We start from the raw sequence: 18,387 nt of genomic DNA on the forward strand, positions 1-18,387 counted from the left end.
TTTTTGTGCGCTTTTCATCCACCGACCTAGAGGCGGCGCAGGCACCACATGAAGTAAGCACCCCCTAACAGGGTGGAGACCAGACCGACGGGCACCTCCTGGGGAAAGAGGATCTGCTGGCCGATCCAGTCCGCCGACACCATCAGCAAAGCACCACAGCCTGCGGCGCCGAGCAGGTGCCAGCGCGCCCTCACCAGCCCCATCAATCTGGCCAGGTGCGGCGCCAGCAGACCGGCAAAGGAGAGCGGGCCTATCACCATGGTGGCACTGGCGGTGAGCACGGCCACCAGCAGCAGGATGGTGAGCTGGGCACGGCCGAGATGGATCCCCAGAGCCGTCGCTACCGCCGGCCCCATGGGCATGAGATCGAGCCAGCGGCTCACCAGCAGGCAGGCTGCCAGCATCAGCAGCGCCAACACCACCAGGGCAAGGGCCACCGGCTGGGTGACGTAATAGGTGGAGCCGGACATCCAGGAGAGCAGTTGCTGCACCCGCAGGTCGCCGTTGGCCAGGGCGATGGCCTGCAACGGCTCGAACAGCGCCGTGATGGCGATGCCAGACAGCAGTATCCGCTCCGGCTGGAAGCCGTTGCGCCGGTTGATAAGCACCAGCAGCAACAGGCAGGCGAAGGCGCCCACCAGCCCCCCTAGCAGCATCATGGGCAGCGGCAAGGCGGGCAGCAACAGGGCCGCCGCAATCACCCCCATGAAGGTGCCACCGCTCACCCCCAGCAGCTCGGGGCTCGCCATGGGGTTGTTGCTGACTCGCTGCAACAGGGTGCCAGCCAGCGCCAGCAACACGCCTGCGGCACCCGCAGCCAGCGTGCGCGGCAAGCGCCACTCCAGTTGGGCCTGCCACCGCAGCCAGCTCGGCCAACCCCAGCCGTCCATCCCCTGCCCAAACAACAGGGAGGCGATCACCGCCGCAGCCAGCCCCAACACCATCAGGCCAACAAGGCGAGTCGGCGCCGGATGGCGGGCCAACTGCAGGGAGGAGTTCGCCTTAGGCGCACTCTGCTTGATGCCAAGACGCGGGATCAGCCAGAGCAGCAGCGGCGCCCCCAACAGGGCCGTCATGGCGCCGGTCGGGATCAGCACAGGCCAGAACCGGCTCAGGGTCTGCAGCAGCAGATCGGTGGCCGCCAGCAACAGGGCGCCGAGGATGGGTGCCCACAGCAGCCGCTGGGCCAGTTTTCTGACCCCCAGCAGCCGCACCATGGCGGGCGCCGCCAGCCCGATAAAACCGATCAGCCCCACCACGCTCACCACGCAGGCGGTGATGAAGACCGCGAGGCCGAGGCCGGCGAATCTCAGGTGCTTGAGAGAGACCCCCAGGCTGCGAGCGCTGGCATCGTCCAGCTCCAGCACTGCCAGCGGGCGCACCAGCACCACCGCCAGCATCGCGGCCAGCAGCAACCGTGGCAGCAGATAGCCGACGCCGCTCCAGCTGTTCTGTGCCAGAGATCCGCTCCCCCACACCAGCAGCCCTTTGAGCTCCTCCTGGAAGAACAGCAGCAATCCCATGCTGATGGCGGCCAGATAGAGGTTGATCACCAGCCCTGCAAAGACGATGACCACGGGATTGAGCTGGCGGCGCCAGGCCAGGGCGAAGACCAGCCCCATGGCCAGGCTTCCCCCGGCCATGGCGACCCACTCCCGCCCGATCAGCAGCCAGGAGGGGGCGAGCAGGGTCACCATCATCAGTGCCAGCTGGGCGCCGGAGGCCACCCCCAAGGTGGTGGGCGAGGCCAGGGGATTGCGCAGCACCTGCTGCATCAGGGTACCGGCGAGCCCGAGGGCGGCACCGGCCAGCAGACAGATGGCAAGGCGCGGCAGCCAGCTGAAATGGACCACCGCCTGGCGGGCATCGTCCAGCTCGGGGGAGAACAGGGCCTGCCACCAGAGCGCCCCCGGCAGTTGACGCGCCAGCTCGGCGCAAGCCAGCCCCAGTGTCAGCACCAACAGGCAGAGACCCGGGCGCAGCAGGGGCGAAGAAAGAGAAGAGCTCATTGATTTGATCCCCCGGTTGCTCTGTGGACAGCCTGCTCCCGCAAGGCACCGTCCAGCAGGGTGGCGAAGCGGCGGGCCGCCAATATGCCACCAAAACTCCATGTCGCAGGCAGATGGATCACCGGATTGTTCTGTACCAGCGGGAGATGCTGCCACAATCCAGGCTCCTGAAGTTTTTCACCAACTCCTACGGGCACGGGGTCCACCACCACCAGCCTGGCATCCGGCATCCCGAGAAACTGCTCCAGGCTCGCGACCGAGAATCCCCAGGCATTGGTCTCTCCCTGCCAGGCGTTGCGAAGGCCGAGGCGCTGCATCACTGCCTCGAACAGGCTGCCACGGCCAAACACCCGCACATGGCGCTCATCGATGAATTGCACCACCAGCAAAGGGGGCAGATCGGCGGGCTGCGCCGCCTGCATCTGTTCCAGATCCAGCTCCAGCGCGGCGAGCTGGCGTTCGGCCTCGGTCTCTTTGTTGACCAGGGCGGCTATGGTCAGGGTCGCTTCCCGCAGTCGCAGCCACAGATCGGTGCCCGGTTCATACAGGGCGATGGAGTGCACCGGCGCGATGCGGGAGAGGGTCGGCGCCAGGGGGGCCGCCAGCGGCGAGATGAGAATAAGATCCGGTTTGAGCTCCGCCAACAGTTCCCGGTTGGGCTGGGCACGCAGCCCGATATCGATCACCCCGGCAGGAAGCTGGGGTTCACCGACCCAGGCGCGATAGGGGGCCACATCCCCCACCGCCATCGGGGTGACCCCCAGAGCCAGCAGGGTCTCGGCTATGGTCCAGTCCACTGTGGCGATGCGGGGCGTGGCGCTGGTGGCGGTGACAAGCTGCCCGGCCTCCCCTGCCAGGGGCAGCAGCAGACTGAGCAGACAGGGCGCCATCTTCAATAAACGGTTCAAGAGCGGCCCCCGGTCAGACGATGGCGATGGCGTGGTCATGGGCCGGATGGCGAATGACCTCCATGGGGATGCCATAGATGGCGTTCAGGGTCTCCCCTGTCATGATCTGTTCGGGCTCGCCGTGGGTCAGCAGACGGCCGGAGTGCAGCGCCACCAGCCGATCGCAGAAGCGGGAGGCCATGTTGATGTCGTGAATGACGATGATGACCCCGAGGTTGAGCTGGCGGCTGAGCTGCTTGACGAGCGTGAGCACCTCCACCTGATGGGCCACGTCCAGGGCGGCCAGTGGCTCGTCCAACAGGATGAAACGGCTCTCCTGAGCCAGCAGCATGGCGAGCCAGACTCGTCCCCGCTCACCGCCGGAGAGGGTATCCACCAGCCGATCGGCAAAGCGTTCGGTGTGGGTCAGGGCGATGGCCCGCTCTACCTGACGGTGATCTTCCGCTCCCATCCGGCCCAGCAGGCCGCGCCAGGGGTAGCGCCCCATCTCCACCAGCTCGCGGCCGAGCAGGTTTTCGGCACTCGGCAGGTGCTGGGGCAGATAGGCCACCTGACGGGCAAACTCCCGGTTGCCCCAGGCAGACAACGGCTGGTCATCGAACAGGATCTCCCCGCCGCTGTGGGGTTGCTGGCGCGCCAGCAGCTTGATCAGGGTCGATTTTCCCGACCCGTTGTGGCCGATGAGGCCATAGACCCGACCTTGCTCGAAGCGAAGGCTGGTGGGGTGCAGCAGCGTGCGGTCATTGACCGCGAAGCTGGCGGATTTCATCTCGAACATAAGCAATTCCTGTGCTGGCTTGCTGCCAGTCTCATCGGTGCCAGCATCAGGCCGGCACCTTGCCATCCAGATGGGCGACCGCATCCCGGCTCACCTGCTCGCGCTGCTCGCCGGTCAGTTCGGTGAGGCGGCCCTGGCGCATCTCCAGCAGGCGATCGGCCAGAGAGAAGTAGTGATCGTCGTGGCTGATGGCGATCACCGTCTTGCCCATCTCCTTGAGACGCGGCAACAGCACCTGATAGAAGATGCGGCGGAACTGGGGATCCTGATCCGCGGCCCACTCGTCGAACAGCATCACCTCCCGCTGCTCTGCCAGGGCCAGCAGCAGGGCGACCCGCTTGCGCTGGCCCTGGGAGAGGTCGATATCGGCGATGAAGCCATCCTCGATGGCAAGCTTGCTGCCCATCTGCAACCGCTCAAGCCACTCGGCGACCAGCGCCTCTTTCGGCTCGGGCCCCAGCAAATGCTGGAACAGGTGGTAGTCGGTGAAGATGGCGGAGAAGAGCCCCAGATAGCCGTTGCGATCGGTGACCGGCTCCCCATCCAGCAGGATCCGGCCAGAGACCGGTTGATAGAGCCCAGTCAGCAGCATGGCCAGGGTCGACTTGCCGGAGCCATTGCCACCGATGAGGAATATCTGCTCCCCCCGCTCGATCACCAGATTGATGGGACCCACGGAAAAACCGCCCTCCCCCTGGTAGTGAAAGCTCACCTGATCCAGCTCGATGCGCTGCCAGGGGCGAGGCGCAGGCGGCAGCGGGAACGCTTCGTCCGGCTCCGCCAGATTGAGGGCAGCTATCTTGTCGAACGCCACCTGGGCGGCGATCAGGGTCGGCAAGGCTCCGATACCTTGCAGCAAGGGAGTGCGCAGGAACAACAGGGTCAGGGCGAAGGTGGCGGCCACATTGGTGTTGGCCCAGCCCAGCCCGTTGGCCAGGAAGAAGACCAGGCCGATGGCACCCAGCATCATGATGTTCGACCAGTTCACCGCGCTCAGGTGGTAGGTATCGGCGCGGATGATCTGCTCCCGGTAGTCCCGGGCATTCTGCTCATAGAGCTGGTGGTAGACGAAGTGGGCACGCTCGCGGTTGAGCGCCAGCTCCTTGCTCCCGGCGATGATGGACTGGTAGTTCTGGTAGAGCCTGTCTTCGGCCTGGCGCATGTGCGCCAGGTGGCGATAGACCCGGTTCACCAGCAGCCAGCCCACCACCATGGTCACGGTGACCCAGAGGGCGGTAACACCGAGCAAGGCGGGAGAGAGCAGGCCAAGGTAGATGATGGAGCCCAGGGTGAGCACCAGGCCCTGTACCAGCTCCGGCAGGCGCACGAAGGCGATGGTGATCTGACCGATGTCGCTGGAAAGGGAGGCCAGGAGCGGCCCCTGCTCTATTTGACGCAGACGGGCGACGTCGGTATCCAGCAGTTGCTTGAGCAGGCGGCCACGCAACCGGTAGACGAAATGGTGACCCAGGGTGGTCAGGGCCAGTTGGGATCCGAGCGTGATCACCAGCAGCAGCAAGACAAGGCCGACAAGCTGACCCAGGATCGGCAGCGGATCCCCGACTGATTCGATAAGTGATTGATTGATGAAGGCAATGACGCCTATCCCACTGACAGCACTCAGCAGGCTGAGCAGGGTAATGGCGATGAAGGGCCAACGGTATTGGCGATAAACCAGTGACAAGAGTTCCATGACAGGCCTGTAGATGAATGGAAGGAGGGCGGGAGCCTTCGCCCCCGCCCGGCCTGTCGCTTACCAGCGGTAGTTGACGGTGCCGACTATGCTGCGCGGCTCGCCGTAGTAGCAGTAGTAGTCGCAGCTCGCCACATAGGTGTCGTTCAGCAGGTTGTTGACGTTGATCTGGGCACGCCAGTTCTTGGCAAAGTCATACCCGATCATCGCATCCCATACGGTGTGTGCCGGTACCTGGGCGGAACCATAGATGGGGGTGTAGTCCGCATTCACCGCGCCGATGCCGACGCTGGAACCCACATAGCGCACGCCGGAACCCAGCTCAAGACCGGATACCGGGCCCTGCTGCACCTTGTAGTTGCCCCAGAAGGAGGCCTGGTGGCGCGGGATCAGGCTCGCACGACGATCGCCGTTGCCGGTGTCGTTGGTCTTGGCATCGGTATAGGTATAGGCAGCGGTCAGGCGCAACGCCTCGGTGGCCTGCACGCTCCCTTCCAGCTCGACCCCCTGGGAGGTCACTTCACCGGCCTGGGTCTGCTGGCCGGAGCCGGTAGAGACCAGGGAGTTGGTCTGCTCCAGATCGAACAGCGCCAGGTTGATGTAGCCATCGAGGAAGCTGGGTGCGTACTTGACCCCGGTCTCGTAGAGCTTGCCTTCCAGCGGCTTGTAGGAGTTGCCGGTGTTGGGGTCTATCCCCGGCAGCACTTCGAAGGATTCCGCATAGGCGAAGTAAGGGGAGAGACCGTTGTCGGCCAGGTACATCAGGCTGCCGGAGAGAGAGAGGTTGTCGTCGTACTGTTTCTCGTTCTTGCTCTTGGCTTCGCTGATGTTGTGGGTTTCCACGTAGTCGAAACGACCGCCCGCGGTTAGCAGCCAGCGATCATCCCAGCGGATCTGGTGCTGGGCATAGAGGCCGCTCTGGCCCTTGGTGCTCTTCTGATGGGTCGCGGTGGATTCATCAAAACCGGGGAAACCGCTGTAATCCGGGTTCATGGTGTTGATGGCGCCCATGCCATAGTTGTCGGCCTCCTGGCCTTCATTCACATGGCGCTGCAGATCCACCCCCAGCAGCAGGGTCTGCTCCGTGCTGTCGGTGTTCCAGTAGCCCACCATCTGGTTGTCCATGGTGGCGCTCTTGGTATCCCCATCCCGGTAGACCAGGCCGCGGTAGGCGGTGGTGCCTTCATAGGTCGGGAAGATATAGGTCTGGCGCAGCAGCAGATCGTTGTAGTTGAAGCGAACGTTCTGCTTGAACTCCCAGGTCTGGTTGAGCTGGTGGGCCAGCTCGTACCCGGCGGAGATCTGGGTATTGCGATTGCGATCGTAATCCGGCTGGCTCAGGTTGGTGGAGGGATCGATCTGGCCGCCGGAGGTATTCAGGGTGCCGTAAACCGGGAAGAAGCCGTTGGTCGGCACCCCTTCATCGTGCTTGAAGCTGGAAAGCAGCGTCAGCGTGGTGCGATCCGAAATATCCAGGGTCACGCTCGGCGCCAGATAGGCGCGCTCGTTGTAGGTGCCATCCAGCACGCCGTCCCGCTCGTTGTAGAGGGCCACCAGACGATAACGGCTGTTGTCGGTAAGAGAGTCAGAGACATCCACCCCGACCTGGCGCAGATCCCGGTTGCCCAGTTGCAGGTTCACCAGACCCTGCGGGGTCGCGGTCGGACGCTTGCTGATGGCGTTGATGACGCCTCCGGGAGGGGCTTCGCCATACAGAATGGAGGCCGGGCCTTTGAGCACTTCCACGCTCTCAAGGCCGAAGGGCTCCGGGGTCCAGACATAGTAACCGGTGCTGAAAAGACGGTTGCCATCCAGGTAAGAAGCCGCATCGAAGCCGCGCACCTTGAACCAGTCAGCATCCGTGTCCGAACCATAGGACTGGGACAGGACGCCGGAGCGATAGCGCAGGGACTCGTCGAGCTTGAGTACGGCGTGCTGGTCCAGCTCTTCGCGATTGACCACGGAGACGGCACGGGGGGTCTCTGCCATCGGGACCTCGACCTTCATGGCGGTCCCGGTCACGACCATGGTTTCGCCCGCCTTGGGCAACTCTTTATCCGCCTGTTCCGCCGCCAACACGGGCAGGGACGCCAGCAGACAGGAGAGCGGCAGCAGCTGTGCGCCTCTCTTTCGCATCACGGCATTCGGGGTATTTTTTTGCGCAATCATATAAGTGTCTCAAATATCAATAAGTTATGTTTGATTTCTTATTATGGGTGCCCAATTGGACCGGTCAGCCCGGCGCCTCAGGCGAATAAAGCAGCGCCATGCTACTACAGGTGCCGTGATCGAATCGATTCAATAATTGCTAATCATTTGCATCTGCATTGTTAATTGATGTTTTAAAGTGTCGTTTGACAACGAAAGGTGCGATGAGGTCGCAACAGGCGGAAAGAAGGCAGCATGACGGCCACGAGACCGGTTTTGGCAACAAAAAAGTGGACAGGATCCTTATCCCCAAGCTTTATCCATATTTATCCACATGCTTTGGCGGTAAGATCCCCGCTCTTCACTTTTTCGATGACATCAGGATCCATTCCATGGCCAAACTCAACCTCGTCGTCGGCTCCATGCTGGGGGCCTCCGAATATGTCGCAGATCATGTGGTCGGCCTGCTTGAACAGGCGGGCCACCAGGCGGAGATCCACAACCCCGCCAGCCTGGCCAGGATCCTGACCGAGCCAGAAGCCATCGTGCTGGTGGTCACTTCCACCCATGGTGCGGGGGACGTACCCGACAATCTGCAGCCCTTTACCCGGGATCTTGCCGAGCAGCAGCCGGATCTCGCCGCCTTCAAGTACGGAGTGATCGCCCTGGGGGATCGCAGTTATGACACCTTCTGCCAGGGCGGCAAGACGCTGGATCGGCTGCTGGCCGGGTGCGGTGCCAGCCGACTGGGGGATCTCCTGGAAATAGACGTGACCCAGCACGAGATCCCCGAAGATGCCGCAGAAACCTGGATCCACGACTGGGTGACCTTGATCGGCTGATCAGGGCCAGGGAGATCCGGTCACGACCTCCGATCTCCCTGGTTATCCCCAGATCCCTATCCACCAGGTTATTAACAGGGGGATCCGGATAAGTTTTTCCCGAGAGCTCCCCACATGAGCTCGGATAATTGTGTATAACTTAGGTGCTAAGCTCTGCAAAACCTATAGTTATTCATGTATTAGATCTTGCCGACCATGTATCTGTGTATAAAAACCCATGTTATCCCCCCGTTCGCCCCCTCTGGATCCAAGCTTTTCCACAAGCAGCGATCGACCTTAACCGAATGATCTTTATGATCAAAAATGCCTTATCAACAGAAGTCGCGGATCCTAATAAAAGATCCAATAAAAGATCGATCTAAAGATCCTTAAGATCTATTTAACCGATCCCTGATCCATACTGATCCTGAAGTAGACGTTCCCCTCCGGATGCTAAACAGATAGAATGATCCGCCCTTCAGACCAGGCAAACAAAGATCTTCAGGCGTGCAGATCAAGGTGATCCCCAATGCAATACCATGAACAATTTGATGTGATCGTCGTCGGTGGCGGTCATGCAGGAACCGAAGCAGCAACAGCGGCAGCCCGCATGGGTCTCAATACCCTGTTGCTCACCCACAACATAGATACGCTGGGGCATATGTCCTGCAATCCGGCGATCGGCGGGATCGGCAAGGGACACCTGGTCAAGGAAGTCGACGCCCTGGGCGGGATCATGGCGCAGGCCATCGATCTCGGCGGGATCCAGTTCCGCACGCTCAACTCTTCCAAGGGCCCTGCGGTGCGGGCTACCCGTGCCCAGGCGGATCGCCTGCTGTACAAGGCTGTGGTGCGTCAGACCCTGGAGAACTACCCGAACCTGAAGATCTTCCAGCAGGCCTGCGACGATCTGGTCATGGACGGGGATCGCGTCGCCGGGGTCGTTACCCAGAGCGGGATCCGCATCAGCGGCAAGACGGTCGTACTGACCGTTGGCACCTTCCTCAATGGTCTGATCCACATTGGCATGGAGAACTACAAAGGGGGTCGCGCCGGGGATCCTCCCTCTATTGCCCTCGCCCAGCGCCTGCGTGAAATGCCGCTGCGCATCGATCGCCTCAAAACGGGCACGCCACCACGCATCGATGCACGCACCGTCGATTTTTCCGTGATGCAGCAGCAACATGGTGACGATCCTCGCCCGGTCTTCTCCTTCATCGGCAACGCCAGTCAGCATCCGCGCCAGATGCCTTGCTACGTGACCCATACCAATGAGCAGACCCACGAGGTGATCCGCAACAACCTGGATCGTAGCCCCATGTACGCCGGGGTGATCGAGGGGATAGGCCCGCGCTACTGCCCGTCGATCGAGGACAAGATCACCCGCTTTGCCGACAAGACGGCGCACCAGATCTTTGTGGAACCGGAAGGCCTGACCACCCACGAGCTCTACCCGAACGGGATCTCCACCAGCCTGCCGTTCGACGTGCAGGTGCAGATCGTCCGCTCGATCCGTGGCTTCGAGAATGCCCATATCACTCGCCCTGGCTACGCCATCGAGTACGATTTCTTCGATCCGCGGGATCTCAAGGCCAACATGGAGAGCAAGTGCATCGAGAACCTCTTCTTCGCCGGCCAGATCAACGGCACCACCGGCTATGAAGAGGCCGCTGCACAGGGCTTGATGGCCGGTCTGAACGCGGGCTTGCGCGCTCAGGGCAAGGAAGCCTGGCACCCACGCCGGGATCAGGCCTACATGGGCGTGATGATGGACGATCTCTCCACACTGGGGACCCGCGAACCCTATCGCATGTTCACCAGCCGTGCCGAATATCGCCTGCTGCTGCGGGAAGACAACGCGGATCTGCGCCTGACCGCCATCGGCCGCGAGCTGGGTCTGGTGGATGATCATCGCTGGAGCCTGTTCAATGCCAAGGTGGAACAGGTGGAGCAGGAACGTCAGCGCATGCGCTCGACCTGGATCCACCCACAGCATCCGTCTCTGGAGGCCGTCAACGCCCTGGTCAACACTCCCCTGACCCGGGAGCAGAGCCTGGAAGAGCTGCTGCGTCGCCCCGAGGTGACCTACGATGCCCTGATGGCCATCGAGGGTGTGGGGCCTGCATTGACCGATGCGGCTGCCGCGGATCAGGTGGAGATCCAGATCAAGTACGCCGGTTACATCGAGCGTCAGCACGACGAGGTGGAGAAACAGCTGCGCAACGAAAACACCCTGCTGCCGTTGGATATGAACTACCGCGACGTCAACGGTCTCTCCAACGAGGTGATCGCCAAGCTCAACGATGCCAAGCCAGAGACCATTGGTCAGGCGTCTCGCATCTCCGGCATCACCCCTGCCGCCATCTCCATCTTGCTGGTGCACCTGAAGAAACACGGCCTGCTGCGTAAAACCGCCTGAGGAATTCCCCGTTGGACAACATGCTGCAAAGATTGAACGGCCTGCTCATGCAGGCCGGAATTGTTATCACCGAAACCCAGAAGACCCAGTTGGTGCAGTTGGTCGAGTTGCTGCACAAGTGGAACAAGGCTTACAATCTCACCTCGGTGCGAGATCCGGACGCCATGCTGGTCAAGCATATCCTCGACAGCCTGGTGGTGAGCCCTCACCTGCACGGTGAACGCTTCATCGATGTGGGAACGGGTCCGGGTCTGCCCGGACTGCCGCTGGCCATCATCAATCCGGACAAACAGTTCGTGCTGCTCGACAGCCTGGGCAAGCGGATCAACTTCATCCGCCAGGTGATCCTGGAGCTGGGGTTGACCAATGTGACCCCCGTCAAATCCCGGGTGGAGGAGTATCAACCCGAGACCGGATTTGATGGTGTACTGAGCCGGGCTTTCGCCTCCCTGGAGGACATGCTGAGCTGGTGTCATCATCTGCCGTCACCCGAGGGCAGCTTCCTGGCGCTCAAGGGACAATACCCCGAGCAGGAGCTGGCACAGTTGCCTGACAGCATTCGTCTGGTTGCCACCCACAAGCTGGTGGTGCCGGAACTGGAAGGCGAACGCCATCTGCTGGAGTTTAAAGCCATCCAGCCCGAATAGGGCCGCCGCATTCATTTAGGGGACAGTGTGGGAAAAGTCATTGCCATAGCCAACCAGAAGGGTGGAGTGGGTAAAACCACCACCTGTGTGAATCTGGCCGCCTCCATGGCCGCTACCCGGCGCAAGGTGCTGGTGATCGATCTGGATCCGCAGGGCAATGCCACCATGGGCAGTGGCGTCGACAAGTACGATGTCGAGCGCACCGCCTATGAACTGCTGATCGAAGATGCCCCCATCGGCGAGGTGATCATCCCCGAAACCTCGGGAGGCTATCACCTGATCGCCGCCAATGCCGACGTGACCGCGGCAGAAATCCGCCTGATGGAGTTTTTTGCCCGCGAGATCCGCCTGCGCAACGCCCTGGCCTCGGTCAGGGACAAGTACGACTACGTCTTCATCGACTGCCCGCCTTCTCTCAACATGCTGACGGTGAACGCCATGGCCGCCGCCGACTCCGTGCTGGTGCCCATGCAGTGCGAATACTATGCGCTGGAAGGGCTGACCGCCCTGGTGGACACCATCAGCAAGCTGGCAGCCGTGGTCAATCCGGAGCTGAAGATCGAAGGGGTGCTGCGCACCATGTTCGATCATCGCAACCGGCTGGCCAATGATGTGTCCGATCAGCTGAAACAGCATTTCGGGGACAAGGTCTATCGCACCATCATTCCCCGCAACGTAAGACTGGCGGAGGCGCCGAGCTTTGGCGCGCCAGCCATGCACTATGACAAATCATCGGTGGGGGCCAAGGCCTATCTGGCCCTGGCTGGCGAGATCCTGCGCCGCCAGGAACAGGAGTCCCAGCCGCTCACCGCAGATCGAGAGAGCATATGACGCCGAAGAAACGTGGGCTGGGCAAGGGGCTGGACGCCCTGCTCAGCACCAGCACGGCCGCCCGCCAGAAACAGGTGATGAGCGACCAGCGCACCGAACAGGCCATGGCCCCGACCAATCAGGGGGAATTGCGCAAGCTGCCGGTGGAGTGGCTGCAGTCCGGCAAATACCAGCCGCGCAAGGACATGTCCCAGGATGCGCTGGAGGAGCTGGCCAACTCCATCCGTGCACAAGGGGTGATCCAGCCCATCGTGGTTCGCTCCATCGGTGAAAACCGTTTCGAAATCATTGCCGGTGAACGCCGCTGGCGCGCCTCCCAGCTGGCCCGTCTCGAAGTGGTGCCCTGCCTGGTCAAGGATGTCGCCGACGAGGCGGCCGTCGCCATCGCACTTATCGAGAACATCCAGCGTGAAGATCTCAACGCCATCGAGGAGGCCGTCGCCCTCCAGCGCCTGCTGACGGAGTTCGAACTGACTCACCAGCAGGTTGCCGAGGCGGTAGGCAAGTCCCGCACCACTGTCACCAACCTGCTGCGTCTCAACCAGCTCAACGAGGACGTGAAGCGCTTCGTGGAGCACGGCGACCTCGACATGGGGCATGCCCGTGCCCTGCTGGCCCTGAGCGGCCAGGCCCAGTCAGAGCTGGCCAAACTGGTGGCCCAGAAGGGGCTGACAGTGCGAGATACCGAGAAGCTGGTGCAAAAAGCACTGGAACCGGCAAAAACCAGGGTTGAACCCGTCCGCGATCCGCAGTTTGGTTATCTCGAGCGCCAGATTTCTGAAAAAATTGGCAATCAGGTGCAACTTCAGCCGGGCAAGAAAGATAGCGGCAAGTTAGTAATAAGTTACGATAACTTGGCAGATTTGGACCGGGTATTGGGCTATTTTGGCCTGTCAGAATCGTGATTTTTACGCTTTTTGTAGTAATAAAACATCCATTACTTTCGATATGAACATAACCTTAATTTCGCGCGGAAAGCCGCAAAAATTAAGGATTTTTGCCATGTTGCAATAGCCGTCTTCACGGGTATAATTTGACCGGCTTTTCGAGCTGTGAACCTGGGGTCTTCGGATCCCGATTTTTTACAGTTCTGTAATGTTCAGGGGTAGGTTGGTGAAGCAGAAAATAGCCTTGGAAGGTTTGACGCTGGCCTTGGCTATGCTCGTTTGTCAGCTGGTCCTGATCCTGGCGATCGCCACCGTCTGGTTTTATCAGGCGGGAGAGTTCGCCGGACAATCCTCTCTCTACGGAGGGGGGATGTACTGGGTTCCTCAAGCCCTGTTCACGCTCTGGGTTCTGCGCCGCAAGGTGACGAAAGAGAGCGTAGGCCTGGTTTTGCGGGACTTTTATGGTGGGGCAGGGATTAAGCTCATTACTACAACAGGACTTTTCGCCCTGCTGTTTGGCGCCGGGATTGAGGTCGACACCGCCTCGTTCTTCGCCACTTATATCCTCGCCCTCGTTGTACAGTGGATAGTTTCATTCACGCTTAACAACCACTATTAGGAAAACTCATGTCTGCAACCGGAGAAGTCCTGACTCCTCAGGGATATATCTCCCACCACCTGACCCACCTGCAGGTAGGGTCCGGGTTCTGGACGGTGAATATCGATTCCATGATATTTTCCGTCGTGCTAGGCGCCCTGTTTATCTGGTTGTTCCGCAAGGTTGCCGTCAAGGCCACCAGCGGTGTGCCCGGTAAGCTGCAGTGCTTTGTGGAGATGCTGGTCGAGTTTGTGAATGGTAACGTCAAGGACATCTTTCATGGTCGCAACAAGGTCATCGCACCTTTGGCCCTGACGGTGTTCGTGTGGATCTTCCTGATGAACTTCATGGACCTGATCCCCGTTGACTTTATCCCTCACGCTGCACAGTTGATGGGTGTTCCCTATCTGCGTGTGGTTCCCTCTGCTGACGTTAACATCACCATGTCCATGGCTTTGGGCGTGTTCTTCTTGATCCTGTACTACAGCATCAAGGTCAAGGGTATCAGCGGGTTCGTGAAGGAGCTGACGCTTCAGCCTTTCAATCACCCTGCTGCCATCCCGGTTAACTTCATCCTTGAAACCGTCACGTTGATTTCCAAGCCTGTTTCATTGGGTCTGCGACTGTTCGGCAACATGTATGCTGGCGAACTGATCTTCATCCTGATTGCGGGTTTGTTACCCTGGTGGTCACAGTGGATCCTGTCCGTGCCTTGGGCAATCTTCCACATCCTGATCATCACTTTGCAGGCGTTTATCTTCATGGTTCTGACCATCGTCTATCTGTCGATGGCGCAGGAAGACCATGGTTGATGCAACTCAAATAATCCTTTTTATACAATCAATTACATCTAAATAAATGGAGATCCTCATGGAAAACTTGAACATGGACCTGCTGTACATCGCTGCTGCAATGATGATGGGTCTGGCGGCTATCGGCGCCTCCATCGGTATCGGTATCCTGGGTGGCAAGTTCCTGGAAGGTGCAGCTCGTCAACCTGACCTGATCCCTGTTCTGCGTACCCAGTTCTTCATCGTGATGGGTCTGGTGGATGCGATCCCGATGATCGCCGTTGGTCTGGGTCTGTATGTGATGTTTGCGGTTGCCTAAGTCATTACGACTCACGCAGAACCCATTAACTAACTAAAGAGGACATCGGCTGTGAATATCAACGCCACCCTCCTCGGCCAAGCAGTTGCTTTTTTCATCTTCGTAGTGTTTTGCATGAAGTACGTATGGCCGCCGCTGATGGCTGCCATCGAAGCCCGTCAGAAAGAAATCGCTGACGGCCTCTCTTCTGCAGAGCGTGCCAAGAAAGATCTGGAGCTGGCCAAGGCCAACGCCACCGATCAGCTGAAAGAAGCCAAGCTTCAGGCTGCTGAAATCATCGATCAGGCCAACAAACGCAAGGCCCAGATCATTGATGAGGCCGCTGTCGGAGCCCAAGCTGAGCGGGAGAAAATCCTGGCTCAGGGCCGTGCAGAGATCGAAGCTGAACGTCATCGTGCCAAAGAAGAACTGCGCAAGCAGGTTGCTGCTCTTGCCATCGCGGGTGCAGAGAAGATCCTGGCACGCCAAATCGACCAGGCTGCCAACAGCGACATCGTCGACAAACTGGTAGCAGAACTGTAACGGGAACGGGGCTATGTCTGAACTGACTACAATCGCTCGCCCCTACGCCAAGGCTGCTTTCGAGTTTGCCGTTGAGCACAAGGCGGTTGACCAATGGCTGGAGATGCTTGATTTCGCCGCTCAGGTGGCAGAAAACGAGACCATGCACAGCCTGGTAAACGGCTCCGTTGCTGCCGAAGAACTGGCAAAGCTGTTTGTCGGTGTCTGCGGTGAGCAGCTCAACGAGCACGGTCAGAACCTGATCCGGGTGATGGCCGAGAATGGTCGCTTGGGTGTGCTGCCGGCGGTCGTTGCCGAATTCGTCGCGCTCAAGGCTGAACTGGACAAAGAAGTTCAGGCTGACGTGATTTCGGCGATCGAACTGACCGACCAGCAGAAAGCCAATATTCAGGCTTCTCTGGAACAACGTCTCGCGCGCAAAGTGAAGCTGAATTGCAGCACAGATGCGTCCTTGATGGCCGGGGTGCTCATCAAGGCCGGTGATCTCGTTATCGACGGTACGGTCCGCGGTAAGCTGGATCGCATGGCCGATGCGCTGCAATCTTGATTGGGGTATTAGAGCATGCAACTGAATTCCACTGAAATCGCCGAGCTGATCAAGCAGCGCATTGCGCAGTTTGATGTCAAAAGCGAAGCGCGTAACGAAGGTACCATCGTTTCTGTAAGCGACGGTATCATTCGTATCCACGGTCTGGCCGATGCCATGCAGGGTGAGATGATCGAGCTGCCGGGCAACCGCTTCGCTCTGGCATTGAACCTGGAGCGTGACTCCGTTGGTGCCGTAGTAATGGGTCCCTATGCCGATCTGGCCGAAGGGATGAAGGTAAAGGGTACCGGCCGCATTCTGGAAGTGCCGGTCGGTCGTGGTCTGTTGGGCCGGGTGGTCAACACCCTGGGTCAGCCGATCGACGGTAAGGGTCCGGTAGACAACGACGGCTTCTCGCCGATCGAAGTGATCGCCCCGGGCGTTATCGAGCGTAAGTCTGTTGACCAGCCAGTCCAGACCGGTCTGAAAGCCATCGATGCCATGATCCCTATCGGTCGTGGCCAGCGTGAGCTGATCATCGGTGACCGCCAGGTTGGTAAGACCGCCATCGCCATCGACACCATCATCAACCAGAAAGATTCCGGCATTAAGTGCGTCTACGTTGCGATCGGCCAGAAGGCCTCCACCATCGCCAACGTGGTGCGCAAGCTGGAAGAGCACGGCGCCCTGGCCAACACCATCGTGGTCGTGGCTTCTGCCTCCGAAGCGGCTGCTCTGCAGTACCTGGCTCCCTACGCCGGTTGCTCCATGGGTGAGTACTTCCGTGACCGCGGCGAAGACGCCCTGATCATCTATGATGACCTGTCCAAGCAGGCCGTTGCCTACCGTCAGATCTCCCTGCTGCTGCGCCGTCCGCCTGGACGTGAAGCCTACCCGGGTGACGTCTTCTATCTGCACTCCCGTCTGCTCGAGCGTGCCGCTCGCGTGAACGCCGAGTACGTCGAGAAGTTCACCAAGGGTGCCGTGAAAGGCCAGACCGGTTCCCTGACCGCCCTGCCGATCATCGAAACCCAGGCCGGTGACGTGTCCGCGTTCGTTCCGACCAACGTGATCTCCATCACCGACGGCCAGATCTTCCTGACCTCCCAGCTGTTCAACTCCGGTATTCGTCCGGCGGTTGATCCGGGTATCTCCGTTTCCCGTGTGGGCGGTGCTGCTCAGACCAAGATCGTCAAGAAGCTGTCCGGTGGTATCCGTACCGCGCTGGCCCAGTACCGCGAACTGGCCGCATTCGCCCAGTTCTCTTCCGATCTGGATGACGCGACCCGCAAGCAGCTGGACCACGGTCAGAAAGTGACCGAGCTGATGAAGCAGAAGCAGTACACCCCGATGAGCGTGGCACAACAGTCCCTGGTACTGTTCGCCGCCGAGAAGGGTTATCTCGCCGATGTCGAACTGAGCAAAATCGTCGACTTCGAAGCCGCTCTGCTCTCTTACGCCAATACCCAGCATGCCGAGCTGATGGCTGAAATCAATGCCAAGGCCGACTACAACGACGCGATCGTTGGCAAGCTGACTGCGTTGCTGGATGACTTCAAGGCAACCCAGACCTGGTAAGCGTGTGTGGCAGCGCAAGCTGCCACCTGATGGAGAGAAGAGATGGCCGGCGCAAAAGAGATACGTAACAAGATCGGGAGTGTGAAGAACACTCAGAAGATCACCAGCGCTATGGAAATGGTGGCAGCAAGCAAGATGCGCCGTGCGCAGGAACGCATGTCTGCCAGCCGTCCGTACGCTGAAACCATGCGCAAGGTGATCGGCCATATCGCTCAGGGGAACTTGGAATACAAGCACCCCTACCTCATCGAACGTGAGGTGAAGCGAGTGGGTTACATCGTCGTCTCCACCGACCGTGGCCTGTGTGGTGGTCTGAACATCAACCTGTTCAAGGCTGCCCTCAATGATATGAAGCAATGGAGCGCGAAAGGTGCCAAGGTTGACCTGGCATTGATCGGTAACAAGGCCTCCAACTTCTTTGAACGGCACGGCGCCAAGGTGAAAGCCCACGTCTCCGGACTGGGCGACAACCCGAGCGTCAATGACCTGATCGGTTCAGTGAAGGTCATGCTGAAGGCTTACGACAACGGTGAGATTGACAGGCTGTATCTGGTGTACAACAAGTTCGTCAACACCATGGTTCAGCAACCAAAAGTCGATCAACTGCTGCCTTTGCCCGTAACAGAAGACAGCAAGCTCGCCAAGAAGCACCACTGGGACTACCTCTATGAGCCGGATCCCAAGCAACTGCTGGATACCCTGCTGATTCGCTACGTCGAATCCCAGGTCTACCAGGGTGTGGTAGAAAACTTGGCAAGTGAACAGGCAGCCCGAATGGTTGCCATGCAAGCCGCGACTGACAACGCCGGCAACCTGATTAACGATCTGCAACTGGTATACAACAAGGCCCGTCAGGCCAGTATTACCCAGGAGCTCACAGAGATCGTTTCCGGTGCTGCTGCGGTGTAAGGC

General features: G+C 59.9%; 17 protein-coding genes. 12 read left to right on the top strand and 5 right to left on the bottom strand.

The annotated features are described in order from the left end of the window. Positions 1-26: 26 nt before the first annotated feature. The 5 genes from fhuB to AB5Y50_RS10715 are packed head-to-tail and all read right to left on the bottom strand — an operon-like array spanning position 27 to position 7,557. The gene (gene fhuB / locus AB5Y50_RS10695; RefSeq protein ID WP_103858075.1) at positions 27-2,009 is read right to left on the bottom strand and encodes a Fe(3+)-hydroxamate ABC transporter permease FhuB; all 1,983 of its coding nucleotides are present in this window, start codon (positions 2,007-2,009) and stop codon (positions 27-29) included. Continuing rightward, positions 2,006-2,899 (bottom strand): ABC transporter substrate-binding protein, encoded by an 894-nt coding sequence (locus AB5Y50_RS10700; protein WP_181023066.1) that lies wholly within the window; start codon positions 2,897-2,899, stop codon positions 2,006-2,008. Before AB5Y50_RS10700 ends, fhuB begins: the two co-directional genes overlap by 4 nt. Before the next feature lie 31 nt (positions 2,900-2,930). Then, a complete protein-coding gene (locus AB5Y50_RS10705) occupies positions 2,931-3,695 on the bottom strand; it encodes an ATP-binding cassette domain-containing protein (RefSeq protein ID WP_010672275.1) in 765 nt (254 codons plus the stop codon). A 46-nt stretch (positions 3,696-3,741) separates the two neighbouring features. Then, entirely contained in the window at positions 3,742-5,388 is a 1,647-nt protein-coding gene (locus tag AB5Y50_RS10710) for a multidrug ABC transporter permease/ATP-binding protein (RefSeq protein ID WP_319882753.1), read from the bottom strand. 60 nt (positions 5,389-5,448) lie between these two features. Further along, positions 5,449-7,557: a TonB-dependent siderophore receptor gene (locus tag AB5Y50_RS10715; RefSeq protein WP_041214177.1), complete on the bottom strand. Its 2,109-nt coding sequence runs from the start codon at positions 7,555-7,557 to the stop codon at positions 5,449-5,451. 371 nt (positions 7,558-7,928) lie between these two features. Here AB5Y50_RS10715 and mioC point away from each other — a divergent pair, with 371 nt between their 5' ends. The 12 genes from mioC to atpG all read left to right on the top strand — a co-directional run bounded on the left by mioC (position 7,929) and on the right by atpG (position 18,384). Continuing rightward, entirely contained in the window at positions 7,929-8,378 is a 450-nt protein-coding gene (mioC, locus tag AB5Y50_RS10720; RefSeq protein WP_319882752.1) for an FMN-binding protein MioC, read from the top strand. A 508-nt stretch (positions 8,379-8,886) separates the two neighbouring features. After that, positions 8,887-10,776: a tRNA uridine-5-carboxymethylaminomethyl(34) synthesis enzyme MnmG gene (gene mnmG / locus AB5Y50_RS10725; RefSeq protein ID WP_010672271.1), complete on the top strand. Its 1,890-nt coding sequence runs from the start codon at positions 8,887-8,889 to the stop codon at positions 10,774-10,776. Between the two features lie 20 nt (positions 10,777-10,796). After that, positions 10,797-11,423 (top strand): 16S rRNA (guanine(527)-N(7))-methyltransferase RsmG, encoded by a 627-nt coding sequence (gene rsmG / locus AB5Y50_RS10730; protein WP_010672270.1) that lies wholly within the window; start codon positions 10,797-10,799, stop codon positions 11,421-11,423. A 27-nt stretch (positions 11,424-11,450) separates the two neighbouring features. Further along, on the top strand, positions 11,451-12,254 hold the full coding sequence (locus AB5Y50_RS10735) for a ParA family protein (RefSeq protein WP_029313362.1): 804 nt from the start codon (positions 11,451-11,453) through the stop codon (positions 12,252-12,254). Next, positions 12,251-13,159, top strand: a complete 909-nt coding sequence (locus AB5Y50_RS10740; RefSeq protein ID WP_010672268.1) for a ParB/RepB/Spo0J family partition protein — start codon at positions 12,251-12,253, stop codon at positions 13,157-13,159. Before AB5Y50_RS10735 ends, AB5Y50_RS10740 begins: the two co-directional genes overlap by 4 nt. Before the next feature lie 190 nt (positions 13,160-13,349). After that, positions 13,350-13,760 (top strand): ATP synthase subunit I, encoded by a 411-nt coding sequence (locus AB5Y50_RS10745; RefSeq protein WP_010672267.1) that lies wholly within the window; start codon positions 13,350-13,352, stop codon positions 13,758-13,760. Between the two features lie 8 nt (positions 13,761-13,768). Continuing rightward, entirely contained in the window at positions 13,769-14,551 is a 783-nt protein-coding gene (atpB, locus tag AB5Y50_RS10750; RefSeq protein ID WP_010672266.1) for a F0F1 ATP synthase subunit A, read from the top strand. Between the two features lie 58 nt (positions 14,552-14,609). Continuing rightward, a complete protein-coding gene (atpE, locus tag AB5Y50_RS10755; protein ID WP_010672265.1) occupies positions 14,610-14,849 on the top strand; it encodes a F0F1 ATP synthase subunit C in 240 nt (79 codons plus the stop codon). A 51-nt stretch (positions 14,850-14,900) separates the two neighbouring features. Further along, the gene (gene atpF, locus AB5Y50_RS10760; protein WP_010672264.1) at positions 14,901-15,371 is read left to right on the top strand and encodes a F0F1 ATP synthase subunit B; all 471 of its coding nucleotides are present in this window, start codon (positions 14,901-14,903) and stop codon (positions 15,369-15,371) included. Between the two features lie 13 nt (positions 15,372-15,384). Further along, positions 15,385-15,918, top strand: coding sequence for a F0F1 ATP synthase subunit delta (gene atpH / locus AB5Y50_RS10765; RefSeq protein WP_010672263.1), 534 nt, complete (start codon positions 15,385-15,387; stop codon positions 15,916-15,918). A 15-nt stretch (positions 15,919-15,933) separates the two neighbouring features. After that, entirely contained in the window at positions 15,934-17,475 is a 1,542-nt protein-coding gene (atpA, locus tag AB5Y50_RS10770) for a F0F1 ATP synthase subunit alpha (protein ID WP_043763835.1), read from the top strand. 42 nt (positions 17,476-17,517) lie between these two features. Continuing rightward, positions 17,518-18,384 carry a F0F1 ATP synthase subunit gamma gene (atpG, locus tag AB5Y50_RS10775; protein ID WP_010672261.1) on the top strand — a complete coding sequence of 289 codons (867 nt, stop codon included), beginning with the start codon at positions 17,518-17,520 and terminating at the stop codon, positions 18,382-18,384. The last annotated feature ends 3 nt before the right edge of the window (positions 18,385-18,387 follow it).

This window comes from Aeromonas sp. s6 (assembly GCF_040907815.1).
Lineage (GTDB): Bacteria > Pseudomonadota > Gammaproteobacteria > Enterobacterales > Aeromonadaceae > Aeromonas > Aeromonas caviae.